The sequence below is a fragment of the Hydrogenophaga sp. NH-16 genome (assembly GCF_004006415.1).
GTDB lineage: Bacteria > Pseudomonadota > Gammaproteobacteria > Burkholderiales > Burkholderiaceae_C > Hydrogenophaga > Hydrogenophaga pseudoflava.
In genome coordinates this window covers 30,972-50,237 of record NZ_CP029344.1, presented here as the reverse complement: position 1 = coordinate 50,237, position 19,266 = coordinate 30,972, and the positions used below count along the sequence as shown (strand labels likewise).

The following is a 19,266-nucleotide window of genomic DNA, read 5'->3' as shown; positions in this document are numbered from 1 at the left end:
AACTGGTCATTCACCCCGCAGATACAGCCGTCCATCGCCTTGGCGTACAGTCCGTTGTCCTATGAATGCCGATGCACAAGTTTCTCCGACGCCATCCGGTCGTCCCTCTCTGCCGGTCGATGTGGTGATGCGGCGCGAGCCCGTCACGGGGCCGATGGCTCGGTGGCAGCGCTGGCGCTGGGTGCTGGCCGACGTGATGGCGGCCGGGGCCCCTGGCGAGGTGCCCGTGGGCGCCCCCGAGGCTGTGGCCGGCGCACCGCGCGAGGTCCAGCCGCTGCCGGGTGCGGTGGTGGTGGAGGGCGCACGGTACTGGCTGTTCAACGGCCTGCGCGCCACGCTGTACCGGGACGACGCAGAAGGCTATTTTCTGAACCTCAACAGCCCGTCGCCGTGCTTCTGGGTGTTCTGGCGCACCGACGATGCGCAGCTGATCGATGGCGAGCCCATGGCCGTGCCGCAGATCGCCACGCTCAGCTACCACGACGCTGGTCGCTGGCTTGATGCCCAGGAAAAGGTGGACCAGGTGCCCGCCTCGCCCGAGGTGGTCGAATGGCTGCAGGCCTTTGTGGCCGAGCACCACCATATCGAACCCAAGCGCCGCAAGCGGCCCGACAGCTTCAAACCACTGACCGACCGGTTCGGCCAGCCGGCCCGCGTGAGCACCGGCAAGGTGGGCCCGCGCCACAGCGGAGGAGAATCCAGATGATGCTTCGCATCGGCATCAGTGCACGCTTGCTGCACGAGCCCCCGCCAGGGCTGGGTCTGCCGCAGAAACGCCTGCAGTTCCTTGAAAGCTCCATGGCGCACTGGGTGATGGCCCATGGCGCGATCGCGCTCATGGTGCCATTCGTCGACGAAAACAGCCCCCACCTGGTCAACCGCGTGCCCGCAAGCGAGGTGGTGGACCTGCTCGACGGCCTGGTGCTGCAGGGCGGCATTGATGTCTGCCCCGAAACCTATGGTGGCACGCTGCTGCGGCCCGAATGGGCGGGCGATCCGGTGCGCGACCGCTACGAACTGGCCCTGCTGCGCGGCTTCATCGAGGCGCGCAAGCCGGTGCTCGGCATCTGCCGCGGAGCCCAGCTGATCAACGTGTACTACGGTGGCACGCTGCTGCAGGACATCCCTTCGCAGCGCCGCAGCCCGGTGCTGCACCAGGACCTGGCCCACTACGACCGGCTGCATCACGAGGTCCGTTTTGAACCGGGCCTGCTGCTCGACCGGCTGTACGGCTCCTCGGTGCACAGCGTCACCAGCATCCACCATCAGTGCGTGGACCGTCTGGGCGAAGGGCTGATCGTCGAGGCCCGTTGCCCGCAGGACGATGTGATCGAGGCCATCCGCGCCACCGGGCCGGGCTTCGTGCTCGGCCTGCAATGGCACCCCGAGTTCCACCTGCTGCCCGCCGAGGCCCGCCAGGGCCTGATCGACAGCGGTCCGCTGATGGAAGCCTTTCTGCAGGCCACACGCGAACGGGCGGACCGCCACCGCAAACCCGCATGAGTGCCGCTGGCGACGACGGATTCTTCTCGCGCTGGTCGCGCCGCAAGGCGCAGGCCCGCGCGGGCGAGCCACTGCCAGAAGCGGCCGCGCCCGTGGCTCTTCCCGCGCAGCCCGCTGCTGCGGCCCCCGCAGAGGCGTCTCTTGTGCCTCCCGAAGTGGTGGCCGCTGCGCCCGCGCCAGAGGCCGCGGAAACCCCACCGCCGCCCACGCTGGAAGACACGCAGCACCTCACGCCGGCCTCCGATTTCCGCCGCTTTGTGGCCAGGGACGTACCGCCCGAAGTGCGCAACGCGGCCGTCAAGAAACTGTTCGCCGACCCGCACTTCAACGTGATGGACGGTCTGGACATCTACATCGACGACTACTCCAAACCCAGTCCGCTGTTGGCCGCCGACATGGCCCGGATGGTCAGCGCCCAGTTTTTGAAACTGGTGGACGACCCCGAAGACAACGACACAAAGAAGCCCGTGAACTTGGCCTCCGAAGCCATTGCCACGGACGCCAGAGCAGAGCCTCCACCGGCCACAGAAGACACCCGCGCACCAGACGCGGCCGCACCCGAAGAGACCCCCCACGATGACCACGCTGATCTGCAACTGCAACCAGACCATGCCCCTGGACCCCAAGGCCCTGGGCCGGGCGCTGGATGAAGACCTGAGCCTGCACACCACGCTGTGCCGGCGCGACGCCCCCGCCTTCCAGAAGGCCTGCCGCAGCCGCGACGACCTGGTGGTGGCCTGCACGCAGGAAAGCCGGCTGTTCGGTGAACTGTCGGCCCAGACCGAAGGCGCGGTGGACCTGGACGTTCGGCCGATCCGCTTCGTCAACATCCGCGAAACCGGCGGCTGGGGCCGCGAGGCCCCGCAGGCCACGCCCAAGATGGCGGCCCTGCTGGCGGCGGCCCGTCTGCCCGAGCCTGAACCGGTGCCCACCGTCACCTACAACAGCGAAGGCCGCCTGCTGATCATCGGCCCGCTGGAGCGCGCCGAAGCCCTGGCTGCGCTGGTCAGCGACGCGCTGGACGTGACCCTGCTGCCCACGGGCGGCAGCGGCCAGCAGACGCGCCTGTACCCGGTGCTCCCCGGCCAGCTGCACCGCCTGCAGGGCTGGCTTGGTGCTTTCGCCGTGACGGTGAGCGCCAGCAACCCGATCGACCTGGACCTCTGCACCCGCTGCAACGCCTGCGTGGCCGCCTGCCCCGAAGGTGCCATCGGCCTCGATTACCAGGTGGACCTGTCGCTCTGCAAGGCGCACCGTGCCTGCGTCAAGGCCTGCGAGGCCGTGGGCGCGATCAACTTCCAGCGCGAAGCGCAGGAACGCGAAGAGACCTTCGACCTCGTGCTCGACCTGCGCGACGCCCCCGGCTTCACCCAGCACGCGCTGCCGCAAGGCTATGTGCACCTGCCGGCCACGGCCGATGCCCTGGCCCAGGTGCGCGCCGTCACCCAGCTGCGCGACCTGGTCGGCGAATTCGAGAAGCCCAGGTTCTTCACCTACAAGCAGAAGCTTTGCGCCCACGGCCGCAACCAGAGCGTGGGCTGCAGCGCCTGCGTGGACGTGTGCTCGGCCTCGGCGATTTCCAGCGACCTCAAGCGCAACCAGATCGTCGTCAACCCCCACCTCTGCGTCGGCTGCGGCACCTGCACCACCGTCTGCCCCACCGGTGCGATCAGCTACGCATACCCGCGCGCCACCGAGCAGGGCGTCAAGCTGCGCACCCTGCTGGCCACCTACGCCAAGGCCGGCGGCCAGGACGCCGCCCTGTTGCTGCACAGCCAGGAAGCGGGCGCAGCGCTGGTCAACGACCTGGGCCGTCTGGCGCAGCTCGACAAGACGGTGCGCGGCGTGCCCGCCCGCGTGATCCCGCTGCCGCTGTGGCACACGTCCTCCACCGGCATCGACCTCTGGCTCACCGCGTTCGCCTACGGCGCCCGCCAGGTCTGGGTGCTGATGACCGGCGAAGAAGCGCCGCAGTACCACGAGGCCCTGCGCGAGCAGATGGCGGTGGCCGAATCCATCGTGCAGGCGCTGGGCTACAGCGGCCGCCACTTCAAGCTCATCGAGGTGCGCGACGCGCGCGACCTGCCGCTGCTCGACGCCGAGCTGGGCGAAGCGCCCGCGCAAGGCGTCACCAAGGCGGCCAGCTTCGCGGTGCAGCCCGAAAAACGCGCCACGCTCGACCTCGCGCTGGACCACCTGCTGCAGGACAGCGCGAACCGCATCAGCCGCACGAAGGATGCGGCCATCGCGCTGCCCGCCGCATCGCCTTTTGGCAGCCTGAACGTGGACCGCGACGCCTGCACGCTCTGCCTGAGCTGCGTCAGCGCCTGCCCGGCCAGTGCACTGCAGGACAACGCCGAACGCCCGCAGCTGCGCTTCATCGAGAAGAACTGCGTGCAGTGCGGCCTGTGCGCCACCACCTGTCCCGAAAACGCCATCACCCTGCAGCCGCGCCTGCTGCTCTCCGATGAACGCCGTCAGCCGCGAGTGCTGAATGAAGCACAGCCTTACCAGTGCGTGCGCTGCGGCAAGCCCTTCGGCACGCTCAAGGGCATCGAGGTCATGCTGGCCAAACTCAGCGGCCACGCCATGTTCCAGGGCGAGGCGCTGGAGCGGCTGAAAATGTGCGGCGACTGCCGTGTGGTGGACATCTACTCCAACCCGGGCGAGACCCGCATCTCCGATCTGTGAACGATATGAACGAACCGATCCCCGTGTCCTCCGCCCTCGACGAAGAAACCGCCCGCGCCGAGGTCTATGGCCTGCTGGCCGCGCTGTACTACGCGCCACCCGGCCCCGAACTGCTGGCTCAGCTGCGCGTGGCCGTGACCGAAGCGCCCGCGGCCGGTGGCTTCCTCGAAGAACCGTGGCGCCAGTTCGTCGGCACCGTGCGCGACCTCAGCGACGAACAGGTGGCGAACGAGTACGACGCCCTGTTCGGCGGCGTCGGCAAGCCCGAGGTCTACCTGTTCGGCTCGTTCTACCTCAGCGGCTTCCTGAACGAAAAGCCGCTCGCCGCGCTGCGCAGCGACCTGGCCGCCCTGGGTCTGGCGCGCGACGAGGCCATGCCCGAAACCGAAGACCACTTCGCCTGTGTCTGCGAAGTCATGCGCTACCTCATCGCCGGTGACGACGTGGAAGTGGCCAACCTCACCCAGCAGCAGAAGTTCTTCAGCGCCCACGTGCAGCCCTGGGTGCCCGCCATGTGCGAGGCCATCAGCGCCCACCCCAAGGCCCGGTTCTACGCCGCGCTGGCCGGTTTCACGGCGGCCTTTGTCAGCGTGGAGTCGCAGGGTTTTGATCTGATGGTGTGAGCGTGACCACCCACTGAAAGCCCGCCTTGGAAGTCACCCTGCTCTGGATTCTGTGTGCCGCCCTGATCGTGGCGGGCCTCGCCGGCACCGTGCTGCCGGTGTTGCCGGGCACGGTGCTGGTGTGGGCGGGCATCGTGCTGGGCGCCTGGATCGACGACTTCCAGCGCGTCGGCACGACCACCCTGGTGGTGGTGACGGTGCTGGCCGCGCTGGCCTGGGTGCTCGACTACGTGGCCGGGCTGCTCGGGGCCCGCAAGGCCGGCGCCAGCCGGCAGGCCCTGCTGGGCGCGGCCATCGGCACCGTGGTGGGTCTGTTCATGGGCGTGGTGGGTGTGCTGTTCATGCCCCTGGTGGGCGCGGCGCTGGGCGAGTACCTGGCGCAGAAAGATCAGCACCGCGCCGTCCGCGTGGGTGTGGCCACCTGGCTGGGCATCATGCTCGGCTTGCTGGCCAAGGTGGTGCTGGCTTTCATCATGGTGGGCCTGTTTGTCGCGGCGCTGCTGATCTGAGGCGCGCCGCCGGCGCATAGCCGGTGCTCAGGCGCCGACGGGTTCGCGGTCGGGCTGCAAGGTGGTGGCGAGCGTGCGCGCAAAGGCTTGCTCGCGAACCAGGAAGTCCCAGCGTTCGACGCGGCAGCGCTCCTGGGCCGGCGCCCAGCGCACGATGTTCACCGAGTTGGGCACCCCGGGCCGCAGGCGCGAGGACACGGCGGTGCCCGCCTGCACCACCCACAGCCGGCGCGCCTGCCCGTGCAGAGCCAGTGTGTAGGGCAGGTGGATGTGACCTCCCAGCAGCAGATCGGCCCCGGCCTCGGCCCAGACCCGCAGGGCCTCGTCGTGGCCGCGCAGCAGGTGGTGGCGGTCGCGCGGCTCGGTCACGGCCAGCGGCTGGTGCACCACCACCACGCGCAACTGGCCGGGGTCTGCAGAGCCCAGCAGTCTGGCCACGCGGTCGATCTGCGCAATGGACAGGTCGCCGTTGCGGTGACGCCAGGCCCGGGTGGTGTTCGCGCCGATGACCAGCCATTCGGGCGCTGCGATCACCGGTTCGAGGTCGGTGCCGAAGGCCGCGGCATAGCGCGCGTAGGGCCGGGTCAGGCGCTCCCGCAGGTCCAGCAGCGGAATGTCGTGGTTGCCGGGGATGGCCAGCACCGGCGCGCCCAGCCGGTCGACGAAGGCCCTGGCCGCCTGGAATTGGGCCGGCCGGGCGCGCTGGGTGATGTCGCCCGAGAGCACCACCAGGTCCGGCTGCTGCCGGGCGGCCAGGTCCAGCAGCGCGGCCATCACGGGCGCCTGCTCGGTGCCGAAGTGGGTGTCTGAAATGTGCAGCAGCACGCTCATGAATCGGCCTGCAGCAGGTAGAGCGGCTGTTCGAGCACGCGGAGGTCGATCGGTGTGCGCATGCGCGCCACCTCACCGTCGAAGGCCACCATCACCTCCCGGAGGCCCGGCAGCAGCCGCGGCCGGACCACCAGGTGGTGGAACTCGAAGCTCTCGACACCCGCGGCTTCGCCCAGGCGGCCCATGGCGCCGTGCAGCAGCAGCCCGAGCATGGACAGGGTGCCGATGGGGCGCAGCATCAGCGCGGCCATGCTGCCGTGTCCGGGCGTGCCGGCGATGGTGTCCTCGGGGTGGGCGCCGAACTGCTCCAGCTGCAGCCGGTTGTTGCCCACGAAGAGCGTCAGCGTGTTCACATCGCGCACCTGGTCGCCCAGCTCGATGTGCAGGCGCAGCCGGCGCTGCGCACGCAGCAGAGTGGCGCAGGCCGCCACCAAGGCCACCCAGCGGCTGCGGCCGAAGCGCGCCTTGAAGGCCTCGCGGTCCTGCAGCAGCTCGGGGTAGATGCCCAGGCTGGCATTGACCAGGAACACCCGGTCGTTGATGGCGCCCATCTGCACCGGCTGCGGGCGGGCGTCCATCAGCAGCTGTGCCGCTGCGGCCGGGTCGGTGGGAATGCCATGGGTCCGGGCGAAGTAGTTGAAGGTGCCGTAGGGCATCACCCCCATGGCGCAGCCGGCCGCGTGCGCCGCCTGGGCCACCGCATTGAGGCTGCCGTCGCCGCCCACGGCGACCACCGCCGAACGCCGTTGTACCGCGACAGCCGCGGCCCGGGCCGCCACGCGCGGCAGCTCGGCCGGCTCACAGACCAGCAGTTCGCCCCGCCGACCGCGCGTCGCCAGGGCCGACTCGATCACGCCCCGTTTGGCGTCGACGTCCTGGGCGCCGGCCCCGGCATTGATGACGAACAGCAGCGGTGAATCGGGGTCGAAGGGGGGTGCCGGCATGGTTGCATGAGGGCAAATGCACAGAGTGTGAGTCGGCACCGCTGCGCGGCGTTCAGTTTTTTTCGATCCACGCGTTCGGCCCAGGCTCCTTGCAAGCTGCGCGGTCAGGAGGCACAGTGCAGTGGTCTTTTTTTCTGAGAGACCATGCGTCTCCTGGAACCCGCATGCCAGGCCAGCCATCCCCAATGCCGACACCCTCCGAGCTCCGCAAGGACCGGCGCCGCGCCACCGTGGCGCGGATTGCGGACGCTCATTTGTCCGCCATGGGCGGCACCCTGGCCGACACCATCGGTCACGACAGCCGGCAGCGGCTGGTCTGGCTGGCACTGCTGGCCATGCCGCTGCTGTTCCCGGTGGCGCTGCCGGGCATGGGCTCGGCCGTCGGGGTGTTCTGTCTCGTGATCGCCTTCGGGCTCTGTGCCGGACGGTCGGTGCCCCTGCCGGCCTGGCTCGGTGAGCGCACGCTGAACGACCGTGTCCGGGAACTGCTTACCCGCATGCTGGCCCGCGTCATCCACCTCGTGGCGCGCCTGGGGCGGCCCCGGCTGCTGGGCCTGAGCCACCACTCCGCGCGCTGGGCCAACGGCCTGATGCTGTCGGTGGCGGGCGTGTCCATGGTGGTGCCGGTGCCTGTCATCAGTTTTGACAACGTGCTGCCCGCCCTGGCCATGGTGCTGACGGCATGGGGCCTGCGCCTGCGCGATGGCCTGATGCTGCTGGCCGGTCACGTGGCGACGCTGGTGGCCGCCACGTCGGTGGTGCTGCTGTGGTGGGGGGGCTCGCAACTGGTGGTCGACCTGCTCACGAGGCTTGGCGTTTCCGCCCTGTTGTGACCGCGTCGGGCGCCCGCGCCCGCTTCATCCGCCGGGTCGTCCGTCCCGTGTGTTCACCGCCGCCGGCGCCTGTGGCTCGGTCAGCAGCCGCACGCTGAACACGGCACCGCTGTGGCCATCCTCCCGGTTTCCCGCGACGATGCCGCCGCCGTAGCGCTCCACCAGCCCCAGGCTGATCCACAGGCCCAGGCCGTTGCCGTCGTTCTTGGTGGTGAAGAAGGGCCGGAACAGGCGCTCGGCCACGCCCGGTGCCAGCCCCGGCCCCGAGTCCTGCACCTGCAGCAGCGCACCGCACGCGCCCTGCTCGTCGGTCCAGTCCCGCGTGACCAGCCGCAGCGTGCCGCCCTGCGGCATGGCCTGGATGGCGTTGATGAGCAGGTTGATGATGACCTGCTGCAGCTCCTGCCGGTTCAGGCCCACGCGCTGCGTGGCCTGCAGGTCGCGCACGACCTTGATGCGGGTCTGCGCCAGCAGGTGCGCCACCAGCACCAGGCTGTCGTGCACGGTCTGGTTGAGGTCCAGCGTCTCCACGTAGCCGGCGTACTCGGTGGGCCGCGCGTACTGCAGCAGCTGGGTGACGATCAGGCGCATGCGCTCGACCTGTTCGTCCAGCAGCCTGAACTCTGCTGTCACCGGCTGGGCCTGCGGGCCCAGGGTGTCGCGGATCAGGTCGAGGTTGCCTTGCATCACCGCGATCGGGTTGTTGATCTCGTGCGCGATGCTGGCCGTGAGCTGGCCGATGGCGGCGAGCTTTTCGCTCTTGACCAGTTGCTGCTGCGCCAGCCGCAGCGAGGCGTTGCTCTCCTCCAGCTCGCGCGTGCGCTCGGCCACCTTCTGGTCCAGCTCTTCGCCCCAGCGGCGCAGCGCGGCGGTGTTCTCGTCGATCACGTCCAGCAGCTGGTTCAGGTGGCTGGCCAGGGCGCCGAGCTCGTCGCGCGCCGGCAAGGTGCCCACACGGGCCGCGGCCTCGCCGTCCTCCACGCGCTGCATGGTGCGGTTCATCTGCTCCACCGGCTTGAAGATGCTGCGCGCCCAGCGCACCGAGAACCAGGCCGACACCGCCATCACCGCCAGGAAGATCAGGCCCATGACGGCCAGCATGGCGTGGCGCACCCAGCGGAAGGGCGACTCCAGGAAACCCACGTAGAGCATGCCCACACGCTGTCCCGCGGCGTCCAGCAGCGGTTCGTAGGCCGAGACGTACCAGTCGTTGACAACAAAGGCGCGGTCCAGCCAGGTCTCGCCCTGTCCGAGCACCCGGTCGCGCACGGTCTGCGACACGCGGGTGCCGATGGCGCGCTGGTCCTGGAACAGGCGCACATTGGTGGTGATGCGCACGTCGTCCAGGAACAGCGTGGCGGTGCCCTCGCTGCCGAAGGGCAGGGCGCCTTCGGGATAGACGATGCGGTTGATGTGGTCGATGAAATCCAGGTTCTGGTTGAGCAGCAGACCGCCCACCAGCAGGGCCTGAGGCTGGCCCGCGGCGTCCCGCACCGGCTGCAGCGCCAGCAGCACCAGGGCGCGGTCTTCCGTGGCGCGGGCATCGGGCGCGGCGTTGCGCGTGCTCACCAGCGGGATGTGCAGGCGAGGCAGCAACCGCGGGGCGAGGGCCGCGAGTTCGTCGCGCGAGAGGCGCACGATCTGCGCGGACCTTGCGGGCGTCGTCGCGGCCGTTTGCAGCAGCGACGCCACACCGGCGGGCAGGGTGGCGCTCGGGTCGTCCTGGCGCATGAGCAGCAGGAAGTCCAGCCCCAGCTCCTGCCGGTCGGCCGCCAGGCGTGCGGCCAGGTCGCCACCGGCCATGGACTGCAGCAGCCGCTGCGAACGCGCCACGCCGCGCGTGCCGCTGCCCACCTCGGCCAGGGTCTGGTCGAAGTAGCCGCGCGCCACGGCCAGATCGCTGCGCACCTTGGTGATCAGCAGACGGTCGTAGGTGACGCTGCTCCACACCGCGATGGCCAGCACCAGGAGGGGGAACACCACCAGCAGCGGCAGAAGCGCCATGGCCAGCAGCTTGTTGCGCACCGAGGTGGCGAGCCAGCGCGGTGTGGGCAGCTTCATCAGCGGCCGAACGCCTGTGAGCCATGACCCCACTCGGCCACGCGCCGCTCCAGCGTGCGGCGCGACACGCCCAGCAGTTCGGCCGCGCGGGTCTTGTCGCCCTGCACCGAGTCGAGCACGCTCAGGATGTGCTGTTTCTCCAGCGTCGCCAGGTCCATGGGCGCCCCCGCCTCGGTGCCGGCGCTGCGCACGGGGTCCCCGGGGTAGAGGGCGGAGATGTTGAGCGAACCGAGGATGAGCGAACGCTCGATGAGGTTGCGCAGTTCGCGCACGTTGCCCGGCCAGTCGTACTGCGCGAGGTAGTCGAGCTCCTGAGCACTGATCGCCAGCGGTGCCACGCCCAGCGCGGGTGAGAGCTGTTCCATGAAGTGCTGCACCAGGTCCGGGATGTCGGCCTTGTGCTCGCGCAGCGGTGGCAGGCTCAGTTCCACCACCTGCAGGCGGAAATACAGATCCTTGCGGAAGCGGCCCGCGGCCACCTCGTCGGCCAGACGGCGGTTGCTCGCGGCCATGATGCGCAGGTTCAGCGGCACCAGCTGTTCGCTGCCCACCGGGCGGATCTTCAGGTCTTCGATGGCCCGCAGCAGCGTGGCCTGGATCGGCAGGGGCAGTTCGGCCACTTCGTCGAGGAACAGCGTGCCCCCCTGTGCGTAGTGGAACAGGCCCTCGCGCGCCCGCGCAGCGCCGGTGAAGGCGCCGCGGGCGTGGCCGAAGAGTTCGCTCTCCATCAGCTCGGGCGAAACGGCGGCGCAGTTGAGCGGCACGAAGGGGCCGTTGGCCCGCGGGCCGTTGGCGTGCAGGGTGCGGGCCACCAGCTCCTTGCCGGTGCCGGACTCGCCCTGCAGCAGCACGGTGCTGTCCACCGGTGCCACGCGAGCCACCGAGGCGCGCAGCCGCTGCATCGCTTCGGACGCGCCCACCAGCGCCTGGTTGCGGCCGTTGGAGCTGGCCACCGCGCGGCGCAGCACGAAGTTCTCGCGCCGCAGCCGCGAGCGCTCGAAGCAGTGCTTCACGGCGTTGAGGATCTGGGGTACGCGGAAGGGCTTGAGGATGAAGTCCGACGCACCGGCGCGCAGCGCCTCGATGGCGGTGTCCAGGTCGGCAAAGGCCGTGATCAGGATGACCTCGCCGCTGAAGCCCTGCTCGCGCAACTCCTTGAGCCAGGTCACACCGCTCTTGCCGGGCAGCGAGATGTCGAGGATGACCAGGTCGGCGTGGTGGCCGTGCAGCCAGTCGGCGCCTTCCTCGGCGCTGGTGGCGCTCATCACGAAGTGGCAGCGTGGCGCCAGCGTCTTGACGAGGAAATTGAGCATGCCCTGCTCGTCGTCCACGACCAGGATGGACCAGTCGGGCCAGCCTTCAAGGCCTTTGTCGGGGGAGGAGATAGGCGCAGGTGAGGTGTCCACCCGGCGGCATTCTACGGAGGAGGTGGAGCAATTCACTCGGATATTGGCGCCGATCCGACAACGCGGCCCGCCGGAGCAGCGGTGATGGTGGGATGTGGGTTGCGACAAATTGTCGCGACTGGCCTCGACAGCTTGTCGACATGAGAGGCGATTGGGGTGCCTGAGGTGCGGGTATTCCCTTGAATTCGGATGTTTCAAGGGCGATCAAGCGCCCCGGATGCCGCCGCAGGTGCTGGTGTGGGGTTGGCATGGTTCTCGCTGAGTTGTCGTCGCTTTCATGCCGGCGCAGGTGGGGCGCGTCGGCCGGCTTGTCAACCCGCTGCGGCGCTGAGGGTCGGCACATGGCGTCGGCTTGCGCCGGCACTGGGCCTTGGTTAGATTCCACATATGCAAAAAGTCCACATGACGTGCCGTGCACGTCCGCCGGACGTCGTTCCACAGGAGACACGCATGAGCAAGCCCCAACCCGAATCCCGCGGCCGCCTGAGCCGCCGCACACTGTTTGCGGGCGCTGGCACCGTCGGTGCGCTGGCCGCTGCGACCAGCCTGTTGCCCTCAGTGCAGGGCACGCCCGAACCCGAGGCTGCCGCCCGCCCGGCTCCCGAGCGGGGCGGTGGCTACAGCCTGACCGATCACGTCAAGCAGTACTACAAGACCACCCGGATCTGAACCCGAGGAGCCCCACGATGTTGCTCACCAAAAAAACCGCGGGCGCGGCCGCCACTGGCCGCAGCCACGCCTTTGTTCACAGCCTGCAGCGCGGTCTGTCGTCGGCGCTGCCCACGATGGACCGCCGCGCCTTTCTGCGCCGCTCGGGCCTGGGTGTCGGCGTCGGCATCGCCGCCTCGCAGCTGACCCTGGTCAAGAAGGCCAAGGCCGCTGCGGGTGGCTCGATCGACGGTACGGGAAAGATCGAGGTCCGCCGCACCGTCTGCACCCACTGCTCGGTGGGCTGTGCGACCGACGCCATCGTGGAGAACGGCGTCTGGGTGCGCCAGGAGCCGGTGTTCGACTCACCGATCAACCTGGGATCGCACTGCGCCAAGGGCGCGGCCCTGCGCGAGCACGGCCATGGGGAGTACCGCCTGCGCTATCCAATGAAGCTGGTCGACGGCAAGTACCAGAAGATCAGCTGGGACCAGGCGCTGGACGAAATCACCGCCAAGATGAAGGCGCTGAAGGAGGCCAGTGGCCCGGATTCGGTCTACTTCATCGGCTCGTCCAAGCACAACAATGAACAGGCCTACCTGCTGCGCAAGTTCGTGAGCTTCTGGGGCAGCAACAACTGCGACCACCAGGCGCGCATCTGCCACTCCACCACGGTGGCCGGCGTCGCGAACACCTGGGGTTATGGCGCCATGACCAACTCGTACAACGACATGCAGAACAGCAAGTGCGCGTTGTACATCGGCTCCAACGCGGCCGAGGCGCACCCGGTGTCCATGCTGCACATGCTGCACGCCAAGGAAAACGGCTGCAAGATGATTGTGGTGGACCCGCGCTTCACCCGCACCGCGGCCAAGGCCGACGAGTACGTGCGCATCCGCTCAGGCACCGATATCCCGTTCCTCTTCGGGCTGCTGCACCACATCTTCAAGAACGGCTGGGAAGACAAGCAGTACATCAACGACCGCGTCTATGGCATGGACAAGGTGCGTGAAGAGGTGCTGGCCAAGTGGACGCCGGCGGCCGTTGAAGAGGCCTGCGGTGTCAAGGAAGAGCAGATGGCCAAGGTGGCCAAGATGATGGCCGAAGCCAAGCCCGCCACCATCGTCTGGTGCATGGGCCAGACCCAGCACTCGATCGGCAACGCCATGGTGCGTGCATCCTGCATCCTGCAGCTGGCGCTGGGCAACGTGGGCAAGAGTGGTGGCGGCACCAACATCTTCCGCGGGCACGACAACGTGCAGGGCGCGACCGACGTCGGCCCCAACCCCGATTCGCTGCCGGGTTACTACGGCCTGGCCGCCGGCTCCTGGAAGCACTTCGCGGCCGCCTGGGGTGTGGAGTACGACTGGATCAAGGCCCAGTACGCCGAGGGCATGATGGAAAAGCCCGGCATCACCGTCTCGCGCTGGATCGACGGTGTGCTGGAGAAGAACGAGCTGATCGACCAGGAGAACAACCTGCGCGGCGTGTTCTTCTGGGGCCACGCGCCCAACTCGCAGACCCGCGGTCTGGAGATGAAGCGCGCGATGGACAAGCTGGACCTGCTGGTCGTGGTCGATCCCTACCCCTCGGCCACCGCGGCGATGGCCGCCATGCCCGGCAAGCCTGAAGACCTGAACCCCGACCGCGCGGTCTACCTGCTGCCGGCGGCCACGCAGTTCGAGACCAGCGGTTCCTGCACCGCATCCAACCGCTCCCTCCAGTGGCGCGAGAAGGTGATCGACCCGCTGTGGGAGAGCCGCAGCGACCACATGATCATGTACCAGTTCGCGCAGAAGCTGGGCTTCGACAAGGAGCTGTGCAAGAACTACAAGATGCAGCAGGTCAAGGGTCTGGACGAGCCCGTGCCCGAGGACATCCTGCGCGAGATCAACCGCAGCGTCTGGACCATTGGCTACACCGGCCAGAGCCCCGAGCGCCTGAAGGCCCACATGCGCAACATGGGCGCCTTCGACATCAAGACGCTCAAGTGCAAGGGCAAGGTGGTGGACAAGGAAACCGGCTACGACATGTCCGGCGACTACTTCGGCCTGCCCTGGCCCTGCTACGGCACGCCCGAGATCAAGCACCCGGGCTCGGCCAACCTGTACGACACCTCCAGGCACGTGATGGACGGTGGCGGCAACTTCCGCGCCAACTTCGGCGTCGAGCGTGAAGGCGTGAGCCTGCTGGCCGAGGACGGCTCGCATTCGCTGGGTGCCGAGATCACCACCGGCTATCCCGAGTTCGACCACCTGCTGCTCAAGAAGCTGGGCTGGTGGGACGACCTGAGCGATGCCGAGAAGGCCAAGGCCGAAGGCAAGAACTGGAAGACCGACCCGACGGGCGCCATCATCCGCGTGGCCATGGCCCACGGCTGCCACCCGTTCGGCAACGCCAAGGCGCGCGCGATTGTCTGGAACTTCCCCGACGGCATCCCTCAGCACCGCGAGCCGATCTACGGCATCCGTCCCGACCTGGTGGCCAAGTACCCGAGCCACGACGACCAGAAGAACCGCTGGCGCCTGCCCATCCTCTACAAGTCGCTGCAGCAGAAAAACGTCGAGGACAAGGTCCACGAGAAATTCCCGTTCATCATGACCTCGGGCCGGCTGGTCGAGTACGAAGGTGGCGGTGAAGAGACGCGTTCCAATCCTTGGCTGGCCGAGCTTCAGCAGGAGATGTTCATCGAGCTCAACCCGGCCGCCGCGGCGGCGCGCGGCATCCGCAACGGCGAGCGCGTCTGGGTCAGCACCCCCACCGGTGCGCGCCTGAACGTGCAGGCCCTGGTGACCGAGCGGGTGGACGAGCACACGGTGTTCATGCCCTTCCACTTCTCCGGCCGCTGGCAGGGTGAGGACATGAAGGCTTACTACCCGGCCGGCGCCATGCCGGTGGTGCGCGGCGAGGCCATCAACACCGCCACGACCTACGGTTACGACATCGTGACCATGATGCAAGAAACCAAGACGACGGTCTGCAACGTCGAAAAAGCATAAGGAGACGCGCGATGGCACGAATGAAATTCATCTGTGACGCCGAGCGCTGCATCGAGTGCAACGGCTGCGTCACCGCCTGCAAGAACGAGCACGAGGTGCCCTGGGGCGTGAACCGCCGCCGCGTGGTCACGCTCAACGACGGCGTGCCGGGCGAGAAGTCGATCTCGGTGGCCTGCATGCACTGCAGCGACGCGCCCTGCATGGCGGTCTGCCCGGTCAACTGCTTCTACCGCACCGACGAAGGTGTGGTGCTGCACGACAAGGACGTCTGCATAGGCTGCGGCTACTGCAGCTACGCCTGCCCCTTCGGCGCCCCCCAGTTCCCCAGCCAGGGCACCTTCGGTGTGCGCGGCAAGATGGACAAGTGCACCTTCTGCGCCGGTGGCCCGGAGGAGCACGGCAGCGAAGCCGAGTTCGAGAAGTACGGTCGCAACCGCCTGGCCGAGGGCAAGCTGCCCGCCTGCGCCGAGCAGTGCTCGACCAAGGCCCTGCTCGCCGGTGACGGCGACGTGGTGGCCGACATCTTCCGCAGCCGCGTGCTGCGCCGTGGCAAGGGCGCCGAAGTCTGGGGCTGGGGCACGGCCTACGGCACCGCCCAGGGAGGGACCAAGTCGTGATGCGCAAGACCCTGACGATCCTCGGACTGCTGGCGTCCGCCACGGTCCTCTCCGCCTGTGGCGAGAAGCCCCAGGAAACCACCGGTGTGCGCCAGGACACCGCGCCTTATGCCGGCGTCGGCAAGAGCCAGTACCAGCAGCCGGGATGGACGGTCGGCGACAAGGCCAGCTGGGAGCAGCAGCTCAAGGCGCGGGCCCAGTACGGCATGAACGACTACACCCGCGTCAGCTCTCAGTGAGGAACCGCGCATGAGCCAACCTACCTTTGCCCGACTGCGCGGCTGGGGCGTGGCGCTGTCGCTGGCCGGGACGCTGGGCCTGGTCCACGCACAGGCCGCCAGCACCCCGCCCGACGATCCCGCACCGCCCGCCACCCAGCAGGCGGCCCCGGCCGTGGGCGGCGTCAAGAGCGCGAACATCTTCGAGATCGCGCCCGACGCCAGCTCCGACCCGAACTACGCCAGCCAGACCAATGCCCAGCGCAAGCTGGTGCAGCCCGGCAACAACGCGCCCATGTGGCGCGATGTGGGCAAGGGCGTGACCGGCTACAGCAGCCTGCCGGTGACGCAGGCGCCCGAGGCCGGCAACCTGATCCAGCCCTTCGTGCAGTACCCGGGTTCGCGTCTGACGACCGCGGGCGAGGCCTGGCGCCAGGTGCGCAACAACTGGCTGATCCCCTACGGCGGTGCGCTGCTCTTCATTGTGCTGCTGACGCTGGCTATCTTCTACAAGACCAAGGGCCCGCTGGGTGGCCACCTGCCCGACACCGGCCGCAAGATCGAGCGCTTCACCCCGTTCGAGCGCGCCGCCCACTGGTCCAACGCCGGCGCCTTCATCGCGCTGGCGGTTTCGGGCATCGTCATGGCCTTCGGCAAGTTCTTCCTGCTGCCGGTGATCGGCAGCACGCTGTTCGGCTGGCTGACCTTCGCGCTGAAGAACGTGCACAACTTCGTCGGTCCGCTGTTCGCGGTGTCGCTGCTGATCATCGTGATCACCTTCATCAAGGACAACATCGCCAACGCCGCCGACTTCGTCTGGCTCAGCAAGGCCGGTGGCATGCTGAGCGACAAGGAAGTGCCTTCGCACCGCTTCAACGCCGGTGAGAAGGGGCTGTTCTGGTGGGGCGTGACCATTCCCGGCATCGTGGTGGTGGGCTCGGGCCTGTTCCTGGACAAGCTGCTGCCGGGCATGCTGTACCTGCGTGGCGACATGCAGATCGCCCACATGCTGCATCTGGTGTGCGCACTGGTGATGATGACGCTCATCATGGGCCACATCTACATGGGCACAGTCGGCGTCAAGGGCGCCTATGGCGCCATGAAAACGGGCTACGTGGACGAGGCCTGGGCCAAGGAACACCACGAGCTGTGGTACGACGACGTCAAGGCCGGCAAGATCCCCGCCCAGCGCAGCAAGTCCGGTCCGGCCGCACCGCTGCAGGCGCCCGCCAAGGCCTGACCCTGAGGACGACACCATGAAGAAGACATTCCTGCTGATGGCGCTGGCCGCCGTGTCTACGGCCACGCTGGCCAAGTTGCCCGCCCCCGTGCTGGACGACGCTGCCAAGGCCAAGGCCGAGGAGGCCAAGGCCAAGACCGCACACGCCGGCAAGGTGGACGCCTACAAGCTCTGCCTGTCGATGGACAAGGCGGCGGCCAACCACCAGAAGACCCTGGCCGCCGCGGGCAAGGCAGCCAAGCCGGCCACGGCCACGCCGCCCTGCGCCGATCCGGGCCCCTTTGTCTGGCCGGTGCCGGCTTCGGCGGCGGCTCCTGCAGCCCCGGCGGCGCCCGCACCTGCCGCGGCAGCCCCTGCCAAGAAGTCCTGACGGCTGTCGCCGCCCGCGCGGCGGCGTATCCTCGACCGCATGAACCTGGCCGATCTGCCCCACGCCGTCAACCCCGATCAAGCTGCTGCGCTGCGGCCGCGCCTGACGCAGGCCCATGCCGACCTCACCCGCGAGGTGACGGTGGTGGACGAGTCCGGCCAGCCGCGCGCCATCTGCATCCCGGCCGAGCGCGACCTCACGGTCTACGTGGACAAGCGCGAGCTGGTCACCCTCATGACCCTGGGGGCCCACCCCGAATGGCTGGTGCTGGGTTACCTGCTCAACCAGCGGCTGGTGGGTGGCGTGCACGACATCGAGTCCATCACCGTCGACTGGGACGTGGGAGCCGCCGCCGTGGTGACGCGCGCGGGCATCGACCGCATCGAGGAGCGCACTGCACGCCGCGTGGTCACCACCGGCTGCGGCCAGGGCAGCGTGTTCGGAGGGCTGATGGACGACGTGGACCGCATCGTGCTGCCGCCGCAGGCGACGCTGCGTCAGTCGCAGCTGTACGGCATCGTCAACACCATCCGCCTGCACGACAGCACCTACAAGACCGCCGGCTCGGTGCACGCCTGTGCGCTGTTCGTCAACGAAGACCTGCAGCTGTTCGTGGAAGACGTGGGCCGCCACAACGCGGTCGACACCATCGCGGGCTGGATGGCCCTGCAGCAGCCGCTGCCCGCAGGCGAAAAGGTGTTCTACACCACCGGCCGCCTGACCAGCGAGATGGTCATCAAGTCGGCCCAGATGGGGGTGCCGGTGGTGGTTTCGCGCAGCGGCATCACCGAAATGGGACTGCACGTGGCCCAGCGCGTGGGCCTGTGCGCCGTCGGCCGGGCCACGCACAGGCGCTTCCTGTGCTTCTCGCACCCCCAGCGCATCCTCTTCGACGACATGCCGCCCCCCGCGGCATAAACTTGCGGCAGCGCCAGCCCAGGGTGGCTGGCCATTCATTTTTTCGAGTCCCCGTTCATGAGCCGCGACGTCCACATCATCGATCACCCCCTGGTCCAGCACAAACTCACGCTGATGCGCAAGAAGGACACCAGCACCAAGAGCTTCCGCGAGCTGGTGCACGAGCTGTCGGCGCTGCTGGCCTATGAGCTCACGCGCGACATGCCGATGCAGCGGATCGAGATCGAAACGCCGCTGGAGAAGATGTTGTCGCCGGTGATCGACGGCAAGAAGATCGTGCTGGCCTCCATCCTGCGCGCCGGCAATGGCTTTCTGGACGGCATGCTGCAGGTGCTGCCCGGCGCCCGCGTGGGCCACATCGGCCTGTACCGCGACCCGGCCACGCTCAAGGCGGTGGAGTACTACTTCAAGATGCCCAGCGGCATGGAGGAGCGCGACGTGATCGTGCTCGACCCCATGCTGGCCACCGGCAACTCGGCTGTTGCCGCGGTGGACCGGCTCAAGGCCACGAACCCGCGCTCGATCCGTTTTGTGTGCCTGGTCACCTGCCCGCAGGGCATCAAGACCTTCCACGACGCTCATCCTGACGTGCCGATCTACACCCCGGCGGTGGACCGCGAGCTCAACGAACATGGTTACATCGTGCCGGGTCTGGGCGACGCGGGCGACCGGATCTTCGGCACGAAATAAGGTCCACCCCCATCGCCGGCTCACTGCGTGTAGCCGGCTCCGCCCCTCAAGGGGCAATGCCTGCGGGCCGGCGGAGCCGGACCCACGGCATTCTCGACGGGAATGTGCGCCCCGGCTGCGTTTCATGCTTATCCATACGGTCGCGCGCGGTTGATGCGCTTGCGG

19 protein-coding genes are annotated in these 19,266 nt (G+C 68.4%); 15 read left to right on the top strand and 4 right to left on the bottom strand.

What is annotated here, in order from left to right; translation table 11 throughout:
- Positions 1–61: 61 nt before the first annotated feature.
- The 6 genes from DD542_RS00245 to DD542_RS00220 are packed head-to-tail and all read left to right on the top strand — an operon-like array spanning position 62 to position 5,326.
- Positions 62–706, top strand: coding sequence for a DUF3305 domain-containing protein (locus DD542_RS00245; protein WP_079367033.1), 645 nt, complete (start codon positions 62–64; stop codon positions 704–706).
- Positions 703–1,503, top strand: coding sequence for a gamma-glutamyl-gamma-aminobutyrate hydrolase family protein (locus tag DD542_RS00240; protein ID WP_066149644.1), 801 nt, complete (start codon positions 703–705; stop codon positions 1,501–1,503). The genes DD542_RS00245 and DD542_RS00240 overlap by 4 nt, the downstream gene beginning before the upstream one ends.
- Positions 1,500–2,153 (top strand): DUF3306 domain-containing protein, encoded by a 654-nt coding sequence (locus DD542_RS00235; protein ID WP_127802937.1) that lies wholly within the window; start codon positions 1,500–1,502, stop codon positions 2,151–2,153. The genes DD542_RS00240 and DD542_RS00235 overlap by 4 nt, the downstream gene beginning before the upstream one ends.
- The gene (locus DD542_RS00230) at positions 2,080–4,194 is read left to right on the top strand and encodes a 4Fe-4S binding protein (RefSeq protein WP_206610745.1); all 2,115 of its coding nucleotides are present in this window, start codon (positions 2,080–2,082) and stop codon (positions 4,192–4,194) included. Before DD542_RS00235 ends, DD542_RS00230 begins: the two co-directional genes overlap by 74 nt.
- Positions 4,195–4,199: 5 nt before the next feature.
- Positions 4,200–4,817: a molecular chaperone TorD family protein gene (locus DD542_RS00225; protein WP_066149649.1), complete on the top strand. Its 618-nt coding sequence runs from the start codon at positions 4,200–4,202 to the stop codon at positions 4,815–4,817.
- Between the two features lie 26 nt (positions 4,818–4,843).
- Positions 4,844–5,326: a DUF456 domain-containing protein gene (locus DD542_RS00220; RefSeq protein ID WP_127802935.1), complete on the top strand. Its 483-nt coding sequence runs from the start codon at positions 4,844–4,846 to the stop codon at positions 5,324–5,326.
- 27 nt (positions 5,327–5,353) lie between these two features.
- Here the strand turns inward: DD542_RS00220 and DD542_RS00215 are convergent, their stop codons facing one another.
- Both DD542_RS00215 and DD542_RS00210 read right to left on the bottom strand, forming a co-directional pair.
- Positions 5,354–6,157, bottom strand: coding sequence for a metallophosphoesterase family protein (locus DD542_RS00215; protein WP_127802933.1), 804 nt, complete (start codon positions 6,155–6,157; stop codon positions 5,354–5,356).
- Complete coding sequence (locus DD542_RS00210; protein WP_127802931.1) at positions 6,154–7,101, bottom strand: diacylglycerol kinase family protein; 948 nt, start codon at positions 7,099–7,101, stop codon at positions 6,154–6,156. The genes DD542_RS00215 and DD542_RS00210 overlap by 4 nt, the downstream gene beginning before the upstream one ends.
- 185 nt (positions 7,102–7,286) lie before the next feature.
- On the opposite strand from DD542_RS00210, the gene DD542_RS00205 reads away from it, so the two are divergent.
- The gene (locus DD542_RS00205; RefSeq protein ID WP_206610744.1) at positions 7,287–7,934 is read left to right on the top strand and encodes an exopolysaccharide biosynthesis protein; all 648 of its coding nucleotides are present in this window, start codon (positions 7,287–7,289) and stop codon (positions 7,932–7,934) included.
- A 24-nt stretch (positions 7,935–7,958) separates the two neighbouring features.
- On the opposite strand, the gene DD542_RS00200 is transcribed toward DD542_RS00205, so the two are convergent.
- Entirely contained in the window at positions 7,959–9,995 is a 2,037-nt protein-coding gene (locus DD542_RS00200; protein WP_127802929.1) for a cache domain-containing protein, read from the bottom strand.
- Positions 9,995–11,401: a sigma-54 dependent transcriptional regulator gene (locus DD542_RS00195; RefSeq protein WP_241559643.1), complete on the bottom strand. Its 1,407-nt coding sequence runs from the start codon at positions 11,399–11,401 to the stop codon at positions 9,995–9,997. The genes DD542_RS00200 and DD542_RS00195 overlap by 1 nt, the downstream gene beginning before the upstream one ends.
- 450 nt (positions 11,402–11,851) lie before the next feature.
- Here DD542_RS00195 and DD542_RS00190 point away from each other — a divergent pair, with 450 nt between their 5' ends.
- Genes DD542_RS00190 through upp form a run of 8 tightly spaced genes read left to right on the top strand, consistent with a single transcriptional unit; the run spans position 11,852 to position 19,101 of the window.
- Entirely contained in the window at positions 11,852–12,070 is a 219-nt protein-coding gene (locus DD542_RS00190) for a formate dehydrogenase (protein WP_066149667.1), read from the top strand.
- A 17-nt stretch (positions 12,071–12,087) separates the two neighbouring features.
- Complete coding sequence (locus DD542_RS00185) at positions 12,088–15,048, top strand: formate dehydrogenase subunit alpha (RefSeq protein ID WP_127802927.1); 2,961 nt, start codon at positions 12,088–12,090, stop codon at positions 15,046–15,048.
- A gap of 11 nt (positions 15,049–15,059) precedes the next feature.
- Positions 15,060–15,665 (top strand): formate dehydrogenase FDH3 subunit beta, encoded by a 606-nt coding sequence (gene fdh3B, locus DD542_RS00180; RefSeq protein ID WP_066149674.1) that lies wholly within the window; start codon positions 15,060–15,062, stop codon positions 15,663–15,665.
- Positions 15,665–15,904, top strand: a complete 240-nt coding sequence (locus tag DD542_RS00175) for a hypothetical protein (protein ID WP_127802925.1) — start codon at positions 15,665–15,667, stop codon at positions 15,902–15,904. Before fdh3B ends, DD542_RS00175 begins: the two co-directional genes overlap by 1 nt.
- Positions 15,905–15,914: 10 nt before the next feature.
- The gene (locus tag DD542_RS00170; protein ID WP_127802923.1) at positions 15,915–17,123 is read left to right on the top strand and encodes a formate dehydrogenase subunit gamma; all 1,209 of its coding nucleotides are present in this window, start codon (positions 15,915–15,917) and stop codon (positions 17,121–17,123) included.
- Between the two features lie 16 nt (positions 17,124–17,139).
- Positions 17,140–17,493 (top strand): hypothetical protein, encoded by a 354-nt coding sequence (locus DD542_RS00165; protein ID WP_127802921.1) that lies wholly within the window; start codon positions 17,140–17,142, stop codon positions 17,491–17,493.
- Between the two features lie 39 nt (positions 17,494–17,532).
- Complete coding sequence (locus DD542_RS00160) at positions 17,533–18,411, top strand: formate dehydrogenase accessory sulfurtransferase FdhD (protein WP_127802919.1); 879 nt, start codon at positions 17,533–17,535, stop codon at positions 18,409–18,411.
- 57 nt (positions 18,412–18,468) lie between these two features.
- On the top strand, positions 18,469–19,101 hold the full coding sequence (upp, locus tag DD542_RS00155) for a uracil phosphoribosyltransferase (RefSeq protein ID WP_127802917.1): 633 nt from the start codon (positions 18,469–18,471) through the stop codon (positions 19,099–19,101).
- Positions 19,102–19,266 lie beyond the last annotated feature (165 nt).